General features: G+C 64.9%; 9 protein-coding genes and 3 tRNA genes. 4 read left to right on the top strand and 8 right to left on the bottom strand.

The genetic code is table 11. The features are described 5' to 3' along the window. Positions 1–242: 242 nt before the first annotated feature. The gene (locus tag AC07P1_RS15565; protein WP_494696665.1) at positions 243–3,851 is read right to left on the bottom strand and encodes a hydantoinase B/oxoprolinase family protein; all 3,609 of its coding nucleotides are present in this window, start codon (positions 3,849–3,851) and stop codon (positions 243–245) included. A gap of 106 nt (positions 3,852–3,957) precedes the next feature. Between AC07P1_RS15565 and AC07P1_RS15560 the strand changes: the two genes are divergently transcribed. Further along, positions 3,958–5,502, top strand: coding sequence for an NAD(P)H-hydrate dehydratase (locus AC07P1_RS15560; RefSeq protein ID WP_494696664.1), 1,545 nt, complete (start codon positions 3,958–3,960; stop codon positions 5,500–5,502). Between the two features lie 164 nt (positions 5,503–5,666). Here AC07P1_RS15560 and AC07P1_RS15555 read toward each other — a convergent pair whose 3' ends face one another. Continuing rightward, positions 5,667–6,416, bottom strand: a complete 750-nt coding sequence (locus tag AC07P1_RS15555) for an ABC transporter ATP-binding protein (RefSeq protein WP_494696857.1) — start codon at positions 6,414–6,416, stop codon at positions 5,667–5,669. 31 nt (positions 6,417–6,447) lie between these two features. Between AC07P1_RS15555 and AC07P1_RS15550 the strand changes: the two genes are divergently transcribed. The 3 genes from AC07P1_RS15550 to AC07P1_RS15540 all read left to right on the top strand — a co-directional run bounded on the left by AC07P1_RS15550 (position 6,448) and on the right by AC07P1_RS15540 (position 11,141). After that, entirely contained in the window at positions 6,448–7,110 is a 663-nt protein-coding gene (locus AC07P1_RS15550; protein WP_494696663.1) for an arylesterase, read from the top strand. Next, positions 7,107–8,168: a tRNA 2-selenouridine(34) synthase MnmH gene (gene mnmH / locus AC07P1_RS15545; RefSeq protein ID WP_494696662.1), complete on the top strand. Its 1,062-nt coding sequence runs from the start codon at positions 7,107–7,109 to the stop codon at positions 8,166–8,168. Before AC07P1_RS15550 ends, mnmH begins: the two co-directional genes overlap by 4 nt. A gap of 504 nt (positions 8,169–8,672) precedes the next feature. After that, complete coding sequence (locus AC07P1_RS15540) at positions 8,673–11,141, top strand: TonB-dependent receptor plug domain-containing protein (protein ID WP_494696661.1); 2,469 nt, start codon at positions 8,673–8,675, stop codon at positions 11,139–11,141. Positions 11,142–11,327: 186 nt separating this feature from the next. Here the strand turns inward: AC07P1_RS15540 and AC07P1_RS15535 are convergent, their stop codons facing one another. The 6 genes from AC07P1_RS15535 to lon form a co-directional block, all read right to left on the bottom strand. Beyond that, positions 11,328–13,238, bottom strand: a complete 1,911-nt coding sequence (locus AC07P1_RS15535; RefSeq protein WP_494696660.1) for a SurA N-terminal domain-containing protein — start codon at positions 13,236–13,238, stop codon at positions 11,328–11,330. 336 nt (positions 13,239–13,574) lie between these two features. Next, positions 13,575–13,651, bottom strand: a tRNA-Asp gene (locus AC07P1_RS15530). A 28-nt stretch (positions 13,652–13,679) separates the two neighbouring features. Beyond that, positions 13,680–13,756: transfer RNA gene (locus AC07P1_RS15525), tRNA-Asp, on the bottom strand. 45 nt (positions 13,757–13,801) lie between these two features. Next, positions 13,802–13,877, bottom strand: a tRNA-Val gene (locus AC07P1_RS15520). Positions 13,878–13,937: 60 nt separating this feature from the next. After that, positions 13,938–14,210: an HU family DNA-binding protein gene (locus AC07P1_RS15515; RefSeq protein ID WP_090319067.1), complete on the bottom strand. Its 273-nt coding sequence runs from the start codon at positions 14,208–14,210 to the stop codon at positions 13,938–13,940. A 212-nt stretch (positions 14,211–14,422) separates the two neighbouring features. Further along, positions 14,423–16,834: an endopeptidase La gene (lon, locus tag AC07P1_RS15510; RefSeq protein ID WP_315219059.1), complete on the bottom strand. Its 2,412-nt coding sequence runs from the start codon at positions 16,832–16,834 to the stop codon at positions 14,423–14,425. Positions 16,835–16,846 lie beyond the last annotated feature (12 nt).

Here is a 16,846-nt window from a genome sequence, read left to right as displayed (position 1 = left end):
TTGGGCGTTCCGTGTCCGCGCAGGAGTCTGAATAGCGTACGCATGGTTGTCTCGTCTTTGGAGAAAAGCCAACTGTACTGAGCGGCCATCCATTCAACAAGCGCCGAATGGACGGTATCGCCTGGCGCGCCCCGAGGTATCGCCGGCCACGCTCCCGGCGGCGCTGATGTCATCTGAATCACGTAGGGCGGATTAGGCGGAACGCCGTAATCGGCCATGCATGGTTTAGACGAAAGTTTGCTTTAGTGGTCAGGTTCGCCGTAGCCGCCGCCGCCCGGCGTTTCGATGACGAACACGTCGCCCGCCTGCATGTCGACCTTGCCGATATGGCCCAGCTGCTCGACGCCGCCGTCGGCGCGCAGCACCGTGTTGCGCCCGAGCGCGCCCGCTTCGCCGCCGGCCATGCCGAACGGCGCGTGGATGCGGTTGTTCGACAGGATGGCAGCCGTCATCGGCTCCAGGAAACGCACCCTGCGCGCGCCACCGTCGCCGCCGCGCCAGCGTCCGGCGCCGCCGCTGCCCTGGCGGATCTCGTAGCTGTCCAGGCGCACCGGGAAGCGGAACTCCAGTATCTCGGGATCGGTCAGCCGCGAGTTGGTCATATTGGTTTGCACCACGCTGGTGCCGTCGAAGCCCGGCCCGGCGCCGGAGCCGCCGCTGATGGTTTCGTAATACTGGTATTTGGCGTTGCCGAACGTGAAATTATTCATCGTGCCCTGCGCCGCCGCCATCACGCCCAGCGCGCCGTACAGCGCGTTGGTGATGCAGGTCGAGGTCTCGACATTGCCCGAGACGACAGACGCCGGATAGTGCGGATTGAGCATGGAGCCCGGCGGGATGATCACCTTCAGCGGCTTGAGGCAGCCGGCGTTGAGCGGAATCTCGTCGTTGACCAGGGTGCGGAACACGTACAGCACCGCCGCCATGCACACCGCCGACGGCGCGTTGAAGTTGTTGTCCAGCTGCGCCGAGGTGCCGGTGAAATCGATCTCCGCGCCACGGCTGGCCCGGTCGACCCGCACCGCCACCTGGATTTGCGCGCCGTTGTCGAGCCGCAAGGTGTAGGCGCCGTCATTGAGCGAACCGATCACCCGGCGCACGGCTTCCTCGGCGTTGTCCTGCACGTGGCCCATGTAGGCCTGCACCACGTCCAGGCCGAAGTGCGCGACCATCTTGCGCAGCTCGTCGACGCCCTTTTGATTGGCGGCCACCTGCGCGCGCAGGTCGGCCATGTTCTGGTCCGGATTGCGCGCCGGATAGCGCGCCCCGGCCAGCAGGGCGCGCGTTTCGGCGTCGCGCAGGCGGCCGCCGTCGGCGCCGTCGACCAATTTGAAATTGTTGATCAACACGCCCTCCTCCTCGATGATCCGCGAATCCGGCGGCATCGAGCCCGGCGTGGTGCCGCCGATGTCGGCGTGGTGGCCGCGCGAGCCGACGTAGAACAGGATGCGTTCGGCCGCCTCGTCGAACACCGGCGAGATCACGGTGACGTCGGGCAAATGGGTGCCGCCGTTGTACGGATCGTTGAGCATGTAGACGTCGCCGGCGCGCATCGTGCCGGCGTTCTCGCGCATGACGGTCTTGATGCTCTCGCCCATCGAGCCCAGGTGCACCGGCATGTGCGGCGCGTTGGCGATCAGGTTGCCGTCGGCGTCGAAGATGGCGCAGCTGAAGTCGAGCCGCTCCTTGATGTTGACCGAGTACGCGGTGTTCTGCAGCCGCAGCCCCATCTGCTCGGCGATCGACATGAACAGGTTGTTGAAGATCTCCAGCATCACCGGATCGGCGCTGGTGCCGATGGCGCGCCGCTCCGGCAGCGCGGCCACGCGCCGCAGCACCAGGTGGTCGTGCGGCGACACCTCGGCCTGCCAACCCGGCTCGACGATGGTGGTGGCGTTGGCCTCGGCGATGATGGCCGGGCCCTTGACGATGTCGCCGATGCGCGTGGCCGAACGGTGGTACAGGCTGGTCTGGCGCCAACGACCGCCCGAGTACATCGGCACGACGGCGTCGGGCATCAGGCCGGAGACGCGGCGCGGCGCCGGCTCGACGTTCTCGACCGGCGCGTCGGACTTGCCGACCGCCTCCACCGACACCGCCTCGACGATCAGCGCCTTGGCCTCCATCAGGAAGGAATAGCGCTTGCGGTAGGCGGCCTCGAACTGGGACTTCATGCCGTGGGGGGTATCGAACAGCACGATCAGCGCCGAATCGGTGCCCTCGTAGCGCAGGTGCACGCGCCGTATCAGCGCGATGCGGTCGTCGGCCACGCCCTGGTCGTACAGGTCTTCGCAGGCCAGCTCGCCCAGCGCGTCGAGGCGCTCGACCAGCTCGGGTTGCAGCTGCTCCGTCAGGCGCGCCTCGACGGCGGCCTCGCGCATCGCGGTCTGGTCGGCCAGCCCCATGCCGTAGGCCGACATCACGCCGGCCAGCGAGTGCACGAACACCGTCTTCATGCCCAGCGCGTCGGCCACCAGGCAGGCGTGCTGCCCGCCGGCGCCGCCGAAGCTGGTGAGCGTGTAATCGGTCACGTCGTGGCCGCGCTGCACCGAGATCTGCTTGATCGCGTTGGCCATGTTGCCGACGGCGATGTCGATATAGCCCTCGGCGACCTGCTCGGCGGTCGTCTCCACGCCGGTGGCGGCGGCGATATGGGCCGCCAGTTCGCGGAAGCCGGCCCGCACGGTCTCGGCGTCGAGCGCCTGGCGGCCGTCGCCGCCGAACAAATGCGGAAAATGCTGCGGCTGGATCTTGCCGAGCATGACGTTGCAGTCGGTGACGGCCAGCGGCCCGCCGCGCCGGTAGCTGGCCGGGCCGGGATTGGCGCCGGCGCTGTCCGGGCCGACGCGGTAGCGGCTGCCGTCGAAATGCAGGATCGAACCGCCGCCGGCGGCCACCGTGTGGATGCTCATCATCGGCGCGCGCATGCGCACGCCGGCCACCTGGGTCTCGAACACGCGCTCGAACTCGCCGGAGTAATGCGACACGTCGGTCGAGGTGCCGCCCATGTCGAAGCCGATCACCTTGTCGAAGCCGGCCAGCTTGCTGGCGCGGACCATGCCGACGATGCCGCCGGCCGGGCCGCTGAGGATGCTGTCCTTGCCCTGGAAGGCGCGCGCGTCCGTCAGGCCGCCGCTCGACTGCATGAACTGCAGGTTCACGCCCGGCATCTCGTCGGCCACCTGGTCGACATAGCGGCGCAGGATGGGCGACAGATAGGCATCGACGACGGTGGTGTCGCCGCGCGCGACCAGCTTCATCATCGGGCTGGCCTGGTGCGACACCGACACCTGCGTAAAGCCGATCTCGCGCGCCGCCTCGGCCACCCGCTGCTCGTGCTCGTGGTAACGGTAGCCGTGCATGAAGACGATCGCCAGCGAGCGCAGGCCCTGGTCGTAGGCGGCCCGCAGGCCGGCGCGGGCGGCGTCGAGATCGAGCGCGGTGACGATGTCGCCGTGGGCGCCGATCCGTTCGTCGATCTCGATCACGTGTTGATACAGCAGCTCCGGCAGCACGATGTGGCGGTCGAACAGGCGCGGACGGTTCTGGTAGGCGATGCGCAGCGCGTCGCCGAAGCCGCGCGTGATGGCCAGCGCGGTGGGCTCGCCCTTGCGCTCGAGCAGCGCGTTGGTGGCCACCGTGGTGCCCATCTTGACGGCGTCGATCTGCGCCACGGGGATGGGTTTGCCTTTGGCGACGCCCATCATCTGGCGGATGCCGGCGATGGCGGCGTCCCGGTACAGTTCCGGATTGTCGGACAACAGCTTCAACGTGCGCAAGTGGCCGTCGGGCGGACGCGCCACGATATCGGTGAACGTGCCGCCGCGGTCGATCCAGAATTGCCAATCCATGCCTACCTCAAAACGCCAAGTGAAGCGCCTATTGTAGTGTGTGGCGCGCGCGCGCGGAAGCGCGTTCCTACCGTGCCGAAACAAATATAGATGCTAAGATGGCACCATGAACAGACTCTACTCCGTCGCCGAAATCCGCGCCATCGAACACGCCGCCGCCGCGGTCCTCCCGGACGGCGCGCTGATGCAGCGCGCCGGCCAGTCCGGCGCCAACGCGGCGCTCGACATGCTGCCGTTCTCCACCAACCACGCCAGGGTGCTGGTGCTCGCCGGTCCCGGCAACAACGGCGGCGACGCGCTGGAGGCGGCCGCGCATCTGGCCTACGCCGGCGCCAACGTCACGGTGCTGCATTACCCGCCCACCGGCGAGCCCTCGGCCGAGCGCCAGACGGCGCTGCAGCGCGCGCGCGTCAGCGACGTGTCGTTCGCCGATGTCGCCGCTACCGATACCGATAGTTACGCCGATGCCGGCGGCGCCGGGGCGCTGGTGGCCGGCGCCGACTGGAACCTGGTGGTCGACGGCCTGTTCGGCATCGGCCTGAAGCGGCCATTGAACGGCGCGATGCGGGCGCTGGTGGAGGCGGTCAACCTGCTCAAGTGCCAGGTGCTGGCGCTGGACGTGCCCAGCGGCCTGGACGCCGACACCGGCGCCATCGTCGGGCCGGACGGCGTGGCCGTGCGCGCCACGCACACGATCACCTTCATCGGCGACAAGCCGGGGCTGCACACCTGCGAAGGCCGCGACCACGCCGGCCTGGTGGACGTCTCGCGGCTGGACATCGACGCCGCCCTGTTCCCGCCGGCCAGCATGCATGTGAACGACGTCAAATTGTTCTCGCGCCATCTGCGGCCGCGCCAGCACAGTTCGCACAAGGGCAGCTACGGCAACGTGGCGGTGATCGGCGGCGCGCACGGCATGGCCGGCGCGCCGTTGCTGGCCGCGCGCGCCGCGCTGCACGGCGGCGCCGGCCGGGTCTACGCGCTGTTCGTCGACGAACCGCTGGCCTGCGACGCCGGCCAGCCGGAGCTGATGTGCCGTGGCGCCGGGGATTTCGATCTGGAGACGGCGACCCTGGTGACCGGGCCGGGGCTGGGGGCGTCGTCGGCGGCGGCCGGGCTGCTGGCGCGCGCCATCGCTTGCGACGGCGCCCTGCTGGCGGACGCGGACGCGCTCAATCTGATCGCGGCCACGCCGGCGCTGCGCGAGGCACTGGCCGGGCGCAAGCAGCCGGCGGTGCTGACGCCGCATCCGCTGGAGGCGGCGCGCTTGCTGGAGTGTTCGGTTGGCGAGGTGCAGGCGGACCGGGTGCTGGCGGCGCGCAAGCTGGCGGCGGCGTTGAACGCTGTGGTGGTGTTGAAGGGTTCGGGGACGGTGGTCGCGGCGCCCACCGGCGCGGTGGTCGTCAATACCACCGGTAATCCGGCGCTGGCGACGGCCGGTACCGGCGATGTGCTGGCCGGCTTATGCGGCAGCCTGATGGCGCAAGGCTGGCCGCAGTGGGAGGCGGCGCTGGGCGCCGTGTGGCTGCACGGCATGGCGGCCGATGTGCTGGTGGCCGACGGCGCCGGGCCGATCGGCTTGACCGCCGGCGAGTTGATACCGGCGATCCGTGTGGCGCTGAACCGGATGGTGCAGCATCACGGACGGTAAAGGTGTCGGCGGCTCGTAGATGGCGGATTACGCTACGCTAATCCGCCCTACGTGTTTCTGGAGCTGCTCCCGATTCGGCACCCAGGCGCCTGAAGCCACGTGTTACACGTAGGGCGGATTAGGCGGCACGCCGTAATCCGCCAAGCGCCGCCAACGCCGTTTGCTTATACCAACCGGCCGGCGGCGATGGTGATGGTGCGGCCGCAACGCGCCGCCATCGACTGGTCGTGGGTGACCAACACCAGGGTCGAACCGTGCTGGCGGTTCAATTCGAACATCAGCTTGATGACCGATTCGCCGGTGGCCGCGTCCAGGCTGCCGGTCGGCTCGTCGGCGAACAACAGCGGCGGCTCGGTGACGAAGGCGCGCGCCAGCGCCACCCGCTGCTGCTCGCCGCCGGACAGATATTTGGGATAGTGCTTCAAGCGGCTGGACAGCCCGACCCGGTCCAGCATCGCCTCGGCCTTCTCGCGCGCATGGGTGGCGCCGCTCAATTCCAATGGCAACATGACATTTTCGACCGCCGTCAAATGCGCCAGCAACTGGAACGACTGGAACACGAAGCCCAGCTTTTCCTTGCGCAGCGCGGCGCGGCCGTCCTCGTCGAGCGCGTAGATGTCCACGCCATCGAGCACCACCTTGCCGGCGCTCGGCGTGTCCAGACCGGCCAGCAAACCGAGCAAAGTGGACTTGCCCGATCCGGAAGCGCCCACAATGGCAAGCGTCTCGGCTTTTTGCACGGTAAAATCCACCTCGTGCAAAATCGTCAGTTCGCCACTGGCATCGGCAACCCGCTTGGCCAGGCCGCTGACGGCGATGGCGGCGGCGCCATCGGGCCGGGAAACCGGCTCCGCGGCGGCCGCCGTGCTCGCTGTGCTCGCCGTGTTATAACCACCGCCGGGACCATCCGGAATGAAATTGGAAGACGCTTTAGGGAAATCGGGCATGCGAAATGTATTGAGTAAGTTGGCAACAGATTTATCGAAGAAACTAAGTGTACACGCACTGGCCGCCCTGCTCATGTTGTCGGCAGCGGCGAGCGCCTATTCTGCACCAAAAACCGTGCTTGTGCTCGGGGACAGCCTGTCGGCCGAATACGGCCTGGCGCGCGGCGCCGGCTGGGTGGCGCTGGCCGAGAAAAAACTCAAGGACGAGAAGATCGACGCGGTGCTGGTCAACGCCAGCGTCAGCGGCGAGACCACCAGCGGCGGCCGCACCCGCTTGCCGGCGCTACTGGCCAAGTACAAACCGGCGCTGGTCGTCATCGAGCTGGGCGCCAACGACGGCCTGCGCGGGCTGCCGGTCAAGGCCGCCGAGGCCAACCTGCGCGCCATGAACGAGGCGGCCACCAAGGCCGGCGCCAGGGTCATGCTGGTCGGCATGCGCATCCCGCCCAACTACGGGCGCGACTACTCGGAGCAATTCTTCGCCATGTATGGTGCTTTGAGCAAGGAATTCAAGGCGCCGCTGGTGCCGTTCATGCTCGACGGCGTCGCCGACAAGACCCAGTTGTTCCAGCCCGACCGCCTGCACCCGCTGGCCCAGGCCCACCCCACCATCCTGGCCAATATCTGGCCCGTGCTGCAAAAAACCATCAAGGCAAAATGAAGTATCCGGAAATTCTCGGCATCGACGACGTGTTGCGGCAGTTGAACGGCTTCGACGCCATCATCGACGCGCGCAGCCCGTCCGAATACGCGCTCGACCACTTGCCCGGCGCCATCAACGCGCCGGTGCTCGACGACGAGCAGCGCATCCGCGTCGGCACCATGTACAAGCAGATCAATTCCTTCGAGGCCAAGAAGGTCGGCGCGGCGCTGGTGGCGGCCAATATCGCCAACCACCTGGAGCGGCTGTGGCTCGACAAGCCGCGCGAATGGCGGCCGCTGGTCTATTGCTGGCGCGGCGGCAACCGCAGCGGCTCGATGGCGCACATCCTGGCCAAGGTCGGCTGGCCGGTGGCGCAGCTCGACGGCGGCTACAAGGCCTTCCGCGCGCACGTCAACGCCGCGCTGGAGGTGGCGCCGCCGCTGCGCTTCAAGGTCGTGTGCGGCACGACGGGCAGCGGCAAGAGCCGTTTGCTGGAGGTGCTGCACGCGCATGGCGCGCAAGTGCTGGATCTGGAACAGCTGGCCGCGCACCGGGGCTCGGTGCTGGGCAACCTGCCCAGCCTGCCGCAGCCCAGCCAGAAGGCCTTCGAAACCAGCATCTGGGATACCGTGCGCCGCTTCGACCCGGCGCTGCCGGTGTTTGTCGAGTCGGAGAGCAAGAAGGTCGGCAACCTGCGCGTGCCGACGGCGCTGATGGAGTCGATGCGGGCCTCGGACTGTATTTCTCTGACGTTGTCGCGCGCCAACCGCGTGCGCTTGCTGATGGAGGATTACCGGCATTTTCTGGTCAGCCCGGCGTCGCTGAACGAACAGCTGGAGCATCTGACGGCGCTGCACGGGCGCGAGACGATCACCCGCTGGCAATCGATGTCCGACGGCGGGCAGATGGCGCCGCTGGTCGAGGAATTGCTTGAACGGCATTACGACCCGGCCTACCTGCGCTCGATCGACCGCAACTTCGTCAAATTCGGCGCGGCCACGGTACTGGAGCTTGACGATATCGACACAGCCGCGTTCGACAAGGCGGCGGCGAATCTGATCGCCACGGCAAAATAACGCGTCGTCGACGGCTCAACGATGGCGGATTACGGCGTTCCGCCTAATCCGCCCTACGTGTCTCCGTGGTCAGGCGTTGGCGATGGTGGAAGCAGGCCACGAACCCCGATTCGACGAGGAGACACGTAGGGCGGATTAGCGCAGCGTAATCCGCCATGTATCCGTAGCCGGGACTCATCCGGCGACCACCCACCGTAGTGCATACCCCAAATCAGTGCATCCCTAAACGCCGCTTGTAACAACTTTGTTACAAAGCGCCGCATGCGGATTTCCGCACAAAAAATCATCCCCACGGGCGGCCGTTCCGTCCAATCCGCTAAAGTATTTACATAGCTTTCAGTTTGCTATCTTGGCACACATCTTGCGATAAGGTAATTGTCCCTTACGCCAGTTTCATGCCGGCGTACACCCACAACGAACCCAAAAGAAAACCCCGCGACGGGGTCTGGGGACACTTGCGCCTAAATTTTAAAACCTGAAGGAGCGGCACCAATGAAGCATCCGATGCACACGAAAAAACGCCTGTTGACCCAAGCAGTACTGCTGGCGCTGACCGCCGGCGCGGCCGCGAACGTCTTGGCCGCCGACACCGCCGCCGAGGCGGCAACCGCCGCGACACCAGCTCCGGCGGCGGCCGGCGACACCATTTCCGCCGTCATCGTCACCGGCACCCGTCGCGGCGGCCTGAAGGCCGTCGATAGCGCATCGCCGATCCAGGTGCTCGATTCGGGCTCCCTGGAACGCACCGGCCAGCCCGACCTGATCCAGGCGCTGGCGCAAAACCTGCCCTCCTTCACCGCCCAGGCCTTCGGCGGCGACACCGCCAACATGACCCTGTCGGCCCGCCTGCGCGGCCTGAGCCCGAACAACACCCTGGTGCTGGTCAACGGCAAGCGCCGCCACACCACCTCCAACCTGGCCGTGCTGGCCGGCCCGTTCCAAGGCGGCGCCGCGACCGACCTGAACTTCATCCCGGTGGCCGCCATCGACCACATCGAGGTGCTGCAGGACGGCGCCGCCGCCCAGTACGGCACCGACGCGATCGCCGGCGTGATCAACATCATCCTCAAAAAAGACAGCTCGGGCGGCTCGCTGACCGGCACCGCCGGCCGCTACTTCGACGAGGGCGGCAAGACCGGCGACGCCAGCTTCAACATCGGCTTCGAGCCGAGCGCCAACAGCTACCTGAACCTGACCGGCGAGACCAAGTACCACGGCCACAGCATGCGCTCGGACATCGACCCGCGCGTGACCAACCCGGCCAACCTGGCGTCCATGCCGACCCTGACGCAGGCCGACGGCTACCCGTACGCCAACAAGATCTCCGGCGACGCCGCCTACCACCTGAACCTGCTGTCCTTGAACGGCGGCATCGACCTCGGCGGCACCGAGCTGTACACCATCGCCACCTACGGCAAGAAGGAGGCCGACTCGTTCCAGAACTACCGCGTGCCCAACCGCATTCCGCGCATGTACCCGAACGGCTTCAACCCGAAGCAGACCCTGGACGAGACCGACTACGGCTTCACCGGCGGCGCGAAGGGCGAGCTGGCCGGCTGGAACTGGGACCTGAGCAGCACCTACGGCAAGGACGAGGCCAAGATCGGCGTCAAGAACTCCGGCAACATCTCGCTGTTCAACGACACCGGCGCCTCGCCGACCTTGTTCCACGCCGGCACGTTCACCGCCACCCAGTGGACCACGTCGCTGGAGGTGAACCGCGAGTTCGCCGTCGGCTGGGCCTCGCCGCTGTCGGTGGCCGGCGGCGTCGAGTATCGCCGCGACGGCTACGAGATCGGCGCCGGCGACCCCGCCTCGCGCTACAAGGAAGGCTCGCAATCGTATCCGGGCTTCTCGCTGACCGACGCCGGTAAACACGACCGCAACAACAAATCGGTCTACGTCGACGTCGCCGGCTCGCCGGTCGCCAACCTGAAGATCGACGTCGCCGCCCGCTTCGAGGACTACAGCGACTTCGGCAGCGCGCGCGTGGGCAAGTTCACGGCCCGCTACGACTTCACGCCGGCGTTCGCGCTGCGCGGCACGGTCAGCAACGGCTTCCGCGCGCCGACCATGGCCGAGCAGTACTACTCGGCCACCAACGTCTCGCCGACGCAGGCTTCGGTGCAACTGGCGCCGAACTCGCCGGCCGCCGCGCTGGTCGGCATCAACGGCCTGAAACCGGAGAAGTCGCAGAACTACAGCCTGGGCATGGTGTTCCATCCGGTGCCGAAGGCGACGGTGACGGTGGACGCCTACAGCATCAGCATCCACGACCGCATTGTCGGCAGCGGCACCTTGTTCGGCTCGGGCAACACGGTCAATTCGCCGGCGGTGGTGGCGGCCATCCGCGCCAACGGCAACATCCTCGACCCGACCGTCACGCGCACCGGCATCAGCGTGTTCTCCAACGCGGCCAACACGCGCAACAAGGGGATCGAAGCGGTGCTGTCGTACGGCAGCAATTTCGGCGACCTGGGCCGGGTGGACTGGTCGGCGGCGGCCAACTACAACAAGGTCACGGTGACCAAGGTCAACCAGGCGCCGTCGCAGTTGCTGCCGCAGCGCCTGCTCGACCAGTCGGCCATCGCCTCGCTGGAGAACTCGTCGCCGAAGGTGCGCGTCAACCTGGGCGGGCTGTGGAAGAAGGGAGACTGGACCGTCAACCTGCGGGAATCGATTTACGGGCCGTCGTCGGGGTATAGCTCGCTCAACAACGTCAACTACTTCGAGACCAAGATCGACACCTTGTTCACGACGGATCTGGAGGTATCGTACCGGGTGACGAAGGCGGTGACGGTGTCGGCCGGCGCCAACAACCTGTTCAACAAGTATCCGGACAAGGTCAATCGGGAGTACGTGGCGGCGGCGCGCGCGGCGCTGAACACGGCGGCGGTGACGCAGTATCCGTCGTTCTCGCCGATCGGGATCAATGGCGGGTACTATTATGCGCGGGTAGGCTATACCTTCTGATCCACGTAGGGCGGATTAGGCGGCACGCCGTAATCGGCCATGCAGGCGTCGCAGGCGGAGCCACCATGGCCGATTACGCTGCGCTAATCCGCCCTACGTGTCTCCCCGCTAGCTCATGTTTTAGCTAATAAAAAAGCCCCGAACGTTTTTGACGTTCGGGGCTTTTTTTGTCGTGCCAACCCGGGCTTACTTTACTTCGGTCACCGCCGCGGTCTGGATCGGCTTGATGATCTTGACCTTGGCGCGTTCCTTCAGCAACTGGATGTATTCGTACATCTCCTGCTGCGCGACGATGGTGTTGATCTGCTCGGCTTCCGACTTGCGGCGCTCGGCGTCCTGCTCGGCAGGCTGCTGCACCTTGCCGATGCGGTAGATGCCGTAGCCCATGCCCGGCACGTCCACGCCGACGTAGGCCGGCAGCTTGCTGGTGTCGGCTTTCATGACTTCCTGCATGGCCAGGCCGTTGATGCCGTCGGCCTTGGAACGCGAGACCAGCTTGGCCGCGCCGAAGCCGGCGGCGTCGCCCGATTTCTTGAACGCGGCCAGTTTGTCGGCGCCGGCCTTGGTGGCCAGCTTGTTGGCTTCTTCCATCGTCACGCGCTGACGGATCGCGGCGTCGACTTCGGCCAGCGGACGCTTCGAGGCGGGCTTGAATTCGACGATGCGGCCGGCGATCAAGGTGCTCGGCGCGGCTTCGACCGCTTCGGTGTTGCGCTTGCTGCTGATCGAGTCGTTCGAGAACAGCGCGGCCAGGAACTTGGCGTTGTTGTACGGCGCCGGGCCGGCCATCGGCGATGGATTGCGCGAGACGTTGGCGGCGCTTTCGATCTTCAGGCCCAGCTTGTCGGCGACCGGCTTCAGGCTGTCGGACTGCTCGTAGACGGTGTTGGTGAACGCCTCGGCCATTTCCGAATACTTCTTGGCGGCCTTCTGTTTTTTCAGCGCCTCGGCCACTTCGGTCTTGACCGCGTCCAGCGGCTTGACGACGGCCGGCGTCAGCGCGCTGACGGTCAGCACGTGGAAGCCGAACTCCGATTGCACGGCGTCGCTGATCTCGCCCTGCTTGAGCTTCATGACGGCCGCCTCGACAGGCGCCGGCAGCACGCCCTTGGTGACGATGTCCAGATCGCCGCCCTGCTCGGCCGATACCGGATCTTCCGACTTGGCCTTGGCGACCTTGGCGAAGTCGGCCGGGTTCTTGCGCAGCTCGGCGACGATGGCGTCGGCCTTGGCCTTGGCGGCGGCGGTCTCGGCGGCGTTGGCGCCCTTCTTCAGGGTGATCAGCACGTGCGCGGCGCGGCGCGTTTCCGGCGTCGTGAAGGCGGCCTGGTTGGCGTTGTAGTAGGTGGCGACTTCGGCGTCGGTGACGGCGATCTGGCTCATCACGGCGTCGCTGTTGAGGACCACGTATTCGATCTTGGCCTGCTCGGGCACTTCGAAGAACTTGCCGTTCTTTTCGTAGTAAGCCTTGACCATTTCGTCGGTGACTTTGACCTGCGGCACGAAATCGGCGATCGGCAGCAGCAGTTCCTGCACTTCGCGTTCCTGCGCGCCGATGTCCGACAGCGTCTTGGCGACGGTGCGCGGGGCGAAACCGGTGCTTTGCACCGAGCCGGCCAGCTGCTGCAGCGCCATGTCGCGGCGCATGCGGGCGTCGTTCATGGCCGGGGTCAAGCCCTGGGAGGCCAGGATCTGCTTGTAGCGCTCCATGTCGAAGGTGCCCGGGCCGCCGAACAGTTCGGTGATGGCCTTTTGCAGCTGGGCATCGGTGACGCTCAGGTTCGAACGGGTCACTTCGGCGGCGATCGCGCGTTCGGCGATCAGCTGGTCGAACAGGTTTTGCCGGAACTCGGGCGTGTCGAACATCTTCTGGTCGAACTGCTCGCCCATGCGCTGGCGATAGCTGTCGAGCTGGTTGCGCAGCGCGTTGTCGAACTCTTGCTGGCTCACCGGTTGACCGGCGACCTTGGCGATCGTGGTGGCGTCGTCGCCGAAGCCTTTGTAGCCCTCGAGGCCGACTAACGCGAACGAAGGCACGATGATGATCGCCAGGAGAATCTGCATCAAGCGTTGATGGGTACGAATAAATTCAAACATGGTCAGCCAATTCGGATTGAGTGGAACTTGCACATACAAAAAAGGCGAACTCGCGTTCGCCAATTCCGGTTGGCGGATTTTACAGTGAGGCACCCTCTATAGCAAGGGTAAATCATGACAGAACGGCACCTCCGCCGCCCGCCGCAACACCCCCGCCGCCCGCGCCTATTCGCGCCGGAACGGCGGCATGAGCATATTCACCACAAAGTTAATATATCCTCATGCTGCGGCTAATATAAAGCCGGCGTCGCGATATTCAAGTCGGGCGGCCGAATAAACCGGCCGCGCAAAAGAAAAACCCCGCAGCTCATTATAAGCTGCGGGGTATCTTGTTCTTGGCGGAGCGGACGGGACTCGAACCCGCGACCCCCGGCGTGACAGGCCGGTATTCTAACCAACTGAACTACCGCTCCTTTGGGTACTGCTTAATGCGCATTTTGTTGGCGGAGCGGACGGGACTCGAACCCGCGACCCCCGGCGTGACAGGCCGGTATTCTAACCAACTGAACTACCGCTCCCAACAAAACACTGGGCACTACTTTTTACAACGACTGCCGCAAAACTGGTGGGCGGTGAGAGGCTCGAACTCCCGACCTAAGCCTTGTAAGGGCTCCGCTCTACCAACTGAGCTAACCGCCCGTTTTGCCGCATTTTCCTTAAGTGAGCCACTCATTTACATGAGCTGCTCACCGAAGTCCGTTAGTTTACAGCATCTTTCAAAGCTTTACCAGCTTTAAATTTAGGAACTTTTGCTGCTTCGATGGTGATCTCTTCCTTGGTGCGCGGATTGCGGCCGGTACGGGCGGCGCGTTCGCTCACGGAGAAGGTACCAAAGCCGACCAGGGTCACGCTGTCGTTGTTTTGCAGGGTCGTGGTCACGCCGTCGATCACCGCGTCCAGCGCGCGCGCGGCGGCAGCTTTCGAGATGTCAGCGGAAGTGGCAATATGGTCGATCAATTCAGTCTTATTCAAAGCAATTCCCCGTCACAAAGGTTATATCGTTTAGCCGCTAAACTCCGGTATTTAAAACCGCAGTCCTGGCCGAGAAAAATCTCAGGCCGTATTAAACAAGCCAGCCCGGTGTCGTGTCAAGCGCTGCACTGTAGAAAAGTGGGCCAAAATAAAAAACAGGCGCTATAAAAGCGCCTGTTTTTGCAATACCGGATACTAATGCTGAACAAAAGTTAGTGTTTTACCACTTCTGTTTGGCCGTCGGCTTTGGCGGCGGCCGCGGCCACCGCTTCCACCGGCGCGGTCTCCGTCAGCGGTTCGGGCAGGCGTTCCAGCGCGATTTCCAGTACTTTGTCGATCCAACGCACCGGCACGATTTCCAGTTTGTTTTTGACATTGTCCGGGATGTCGGCCAGGTCCTTGACGTTCTGCTCGGGGATCAGCACGGTCTTGATGCCACCGCGCTGGGCCGCCAGCAGTTTCTCTTTGAGGCCGCCGATCGGCAATACTTCGCCGCGCAGCGTGATCTCGCCGGTCATGGCCACGTCGGCGCGCACCGGAATGCCCGTGAATACCGACACCATCGCCACCGTCATCGCCGCGCCGGCCGAAGGACCGTCCTTCGGCGTCGCGCCTTCCGGCACGTGGATGTGGATGTCGCTCTTCTCGAACACTTCGTTCTTGATGCCGAGGCGGTTGGCACGGCTGCGCACCACGGTGCGGGCCGCTTCGATCGACTCCTTCATCACGTCGCCCAAAGTACCGGTGCGTATCACGCCGCCCTTGCCCGGCATCTGCACGGCCTCGATGGTCAGCAGATCGCCGCCCACTTCGGTCCATGCCAGACCGACGACCTGGCCGATCTGGTTTTCCTTCTCGGCCACGCCGAAGTCGTAGCGGCGCACGCCCAGGAACTTGTCCAGGTTTTTCGGCGTGACGGCGACTTTCTTCTCCGACTTCTTCAGCAGCAGCATCTTGACGACCTTGCGGCAGATCTTCGACACTTCGCGTTCCAGCGAACGCACGCCGGCTTCGCGGGTGTAGTAGCGGATGATGTCGCGCAAGGCGGCTTCGCTGACGGCGATCTCGTCTTCCTTCAGACCGTTGTTCTTGATCTGTTTCGGCAGCAGGTAGCGCTGGGCGATGCTGGTCTTCTCGTCTTCCGTGTAACCGGACAGGCGGATGACTTCCATGCGGTCCAGCAGCGCCGGCGGGATGTTGTACGAGTTCGACGTCGCCACGAACATCACGTCGGACAGATCGAAGTCGACCTCGATGTAGTGGTCCGAGAACGTGTGGTTCTGTTCAGGGTCCAGCACCTCGAGCAGGGCCGACGACGGATCGCCGCGGAAGTCCGCGCCCATCTTGTCGATCTCGTCCAGCAGGAACAGCGGATTGCGCACGCCGACCTTGGCCAGCGACTGCAGCACCTTGCCCGGCATCGAGCCGATGTAGGTGCGGCGGTGGCCGCGGATCTCGGCCTCGTCGCGCACGCCGCCGAGCGCCATGCGCACGAACTTGCGGTTCGTGGCGCGGGCGATCGACTGGCCCAGCGAGGTTTTACCCACGCCAGGAGGACCGACGAAGCACAGGATCGGCGCTTTCAGCTTGTCGACGCGCTGTTGGACTGCAAGATATTCCAGGATGCGTTCTTTAACCTTGTCCAGGCCGTAGTGGTCGCCCTCGAGCACTTTCTCGGCGTTCGACAGGTCGTTGTTGACCTTGGACTTTTTCTTCCACGGCAAGCTGACCAGGGTATCGATGTAGTTGCGCACGACGGTGGCCTCGGCCGACATCGGCGACATCAGTTTCAGCTTTTTCAGTTCGGCGGTGGCCTTGTCCAATGCCTCTTTCGGCATCTTGGCCAGCGCGACCTTCTTCTCCAGTTCGTCCAGGTCGGCGCCGTCCTCGCCCTCGCCCAGTTCCTTCTGGATGGCTTTGACTTGCTCGTTCAGGTAGTACTCGCGCTGCGACTTTTCCATCTGGCGCTTGACGCGGCCACGGATGCGCTTCTCGACCTGCAAAATGTCGAGTTCGCCTTCCAGCTGGCCCAGCAGATGCTCCAGGCGCTTGGCGACGCTGAAGATTTCCAGGATCACCTGTTTCTGCTCGAGCTTCAGCGGCAGGTGCGCGGCGACGGTGTCGGCCAGGCGGCCGGCGTCGTCGATGCCCGACAGCGAAGCGAGGATTTCAGGCGGGATCTTTTTGTTCAGCTTGACGTACTGGTCGAACTGCTGAACGATCGCACGGCGCATGGCTTCGATTTCCGAATCGTCGCCCAGCTCGGAATCGAGCGGCGTCAGGTCGGCCACGAAGTGCGTCGGCGAATCCGTGATACGGTTGATGCGCGCGCGCTGCGAGCCCTCGACCAGCACCTTCACGGTGCCGTCGGGCAGCTTCAGCATTTGCAGAATATTGGCCACGCAGCCGATCTCGTAGATATCGGTGGCAGAAGGTTCGTCCTTGGCGGCCGCTTTTTGCGCGGCAAGCATGATGCTCTTGCCCTGCTCCATTGCGGCTTCCAGCGCCTTGATCGACTTTGGTCGACCTACGAACAGTGGTATCACCATATGCGGGAAAACTACAACGTCCCGCAGCGGCAATAACGGCAGTTGAGTTTGCTCTGTTAATTTGGAAGTTGTCATGGCGTACCTTAT

Source organism: Duganella sp. GW821-FHT07F09 (genome assembly GCF_059418705.1).
Note: the sequence above shows the minus strand (reverse complement) of the source record. Positions and strands in the feature narration are given on the sequence as shown.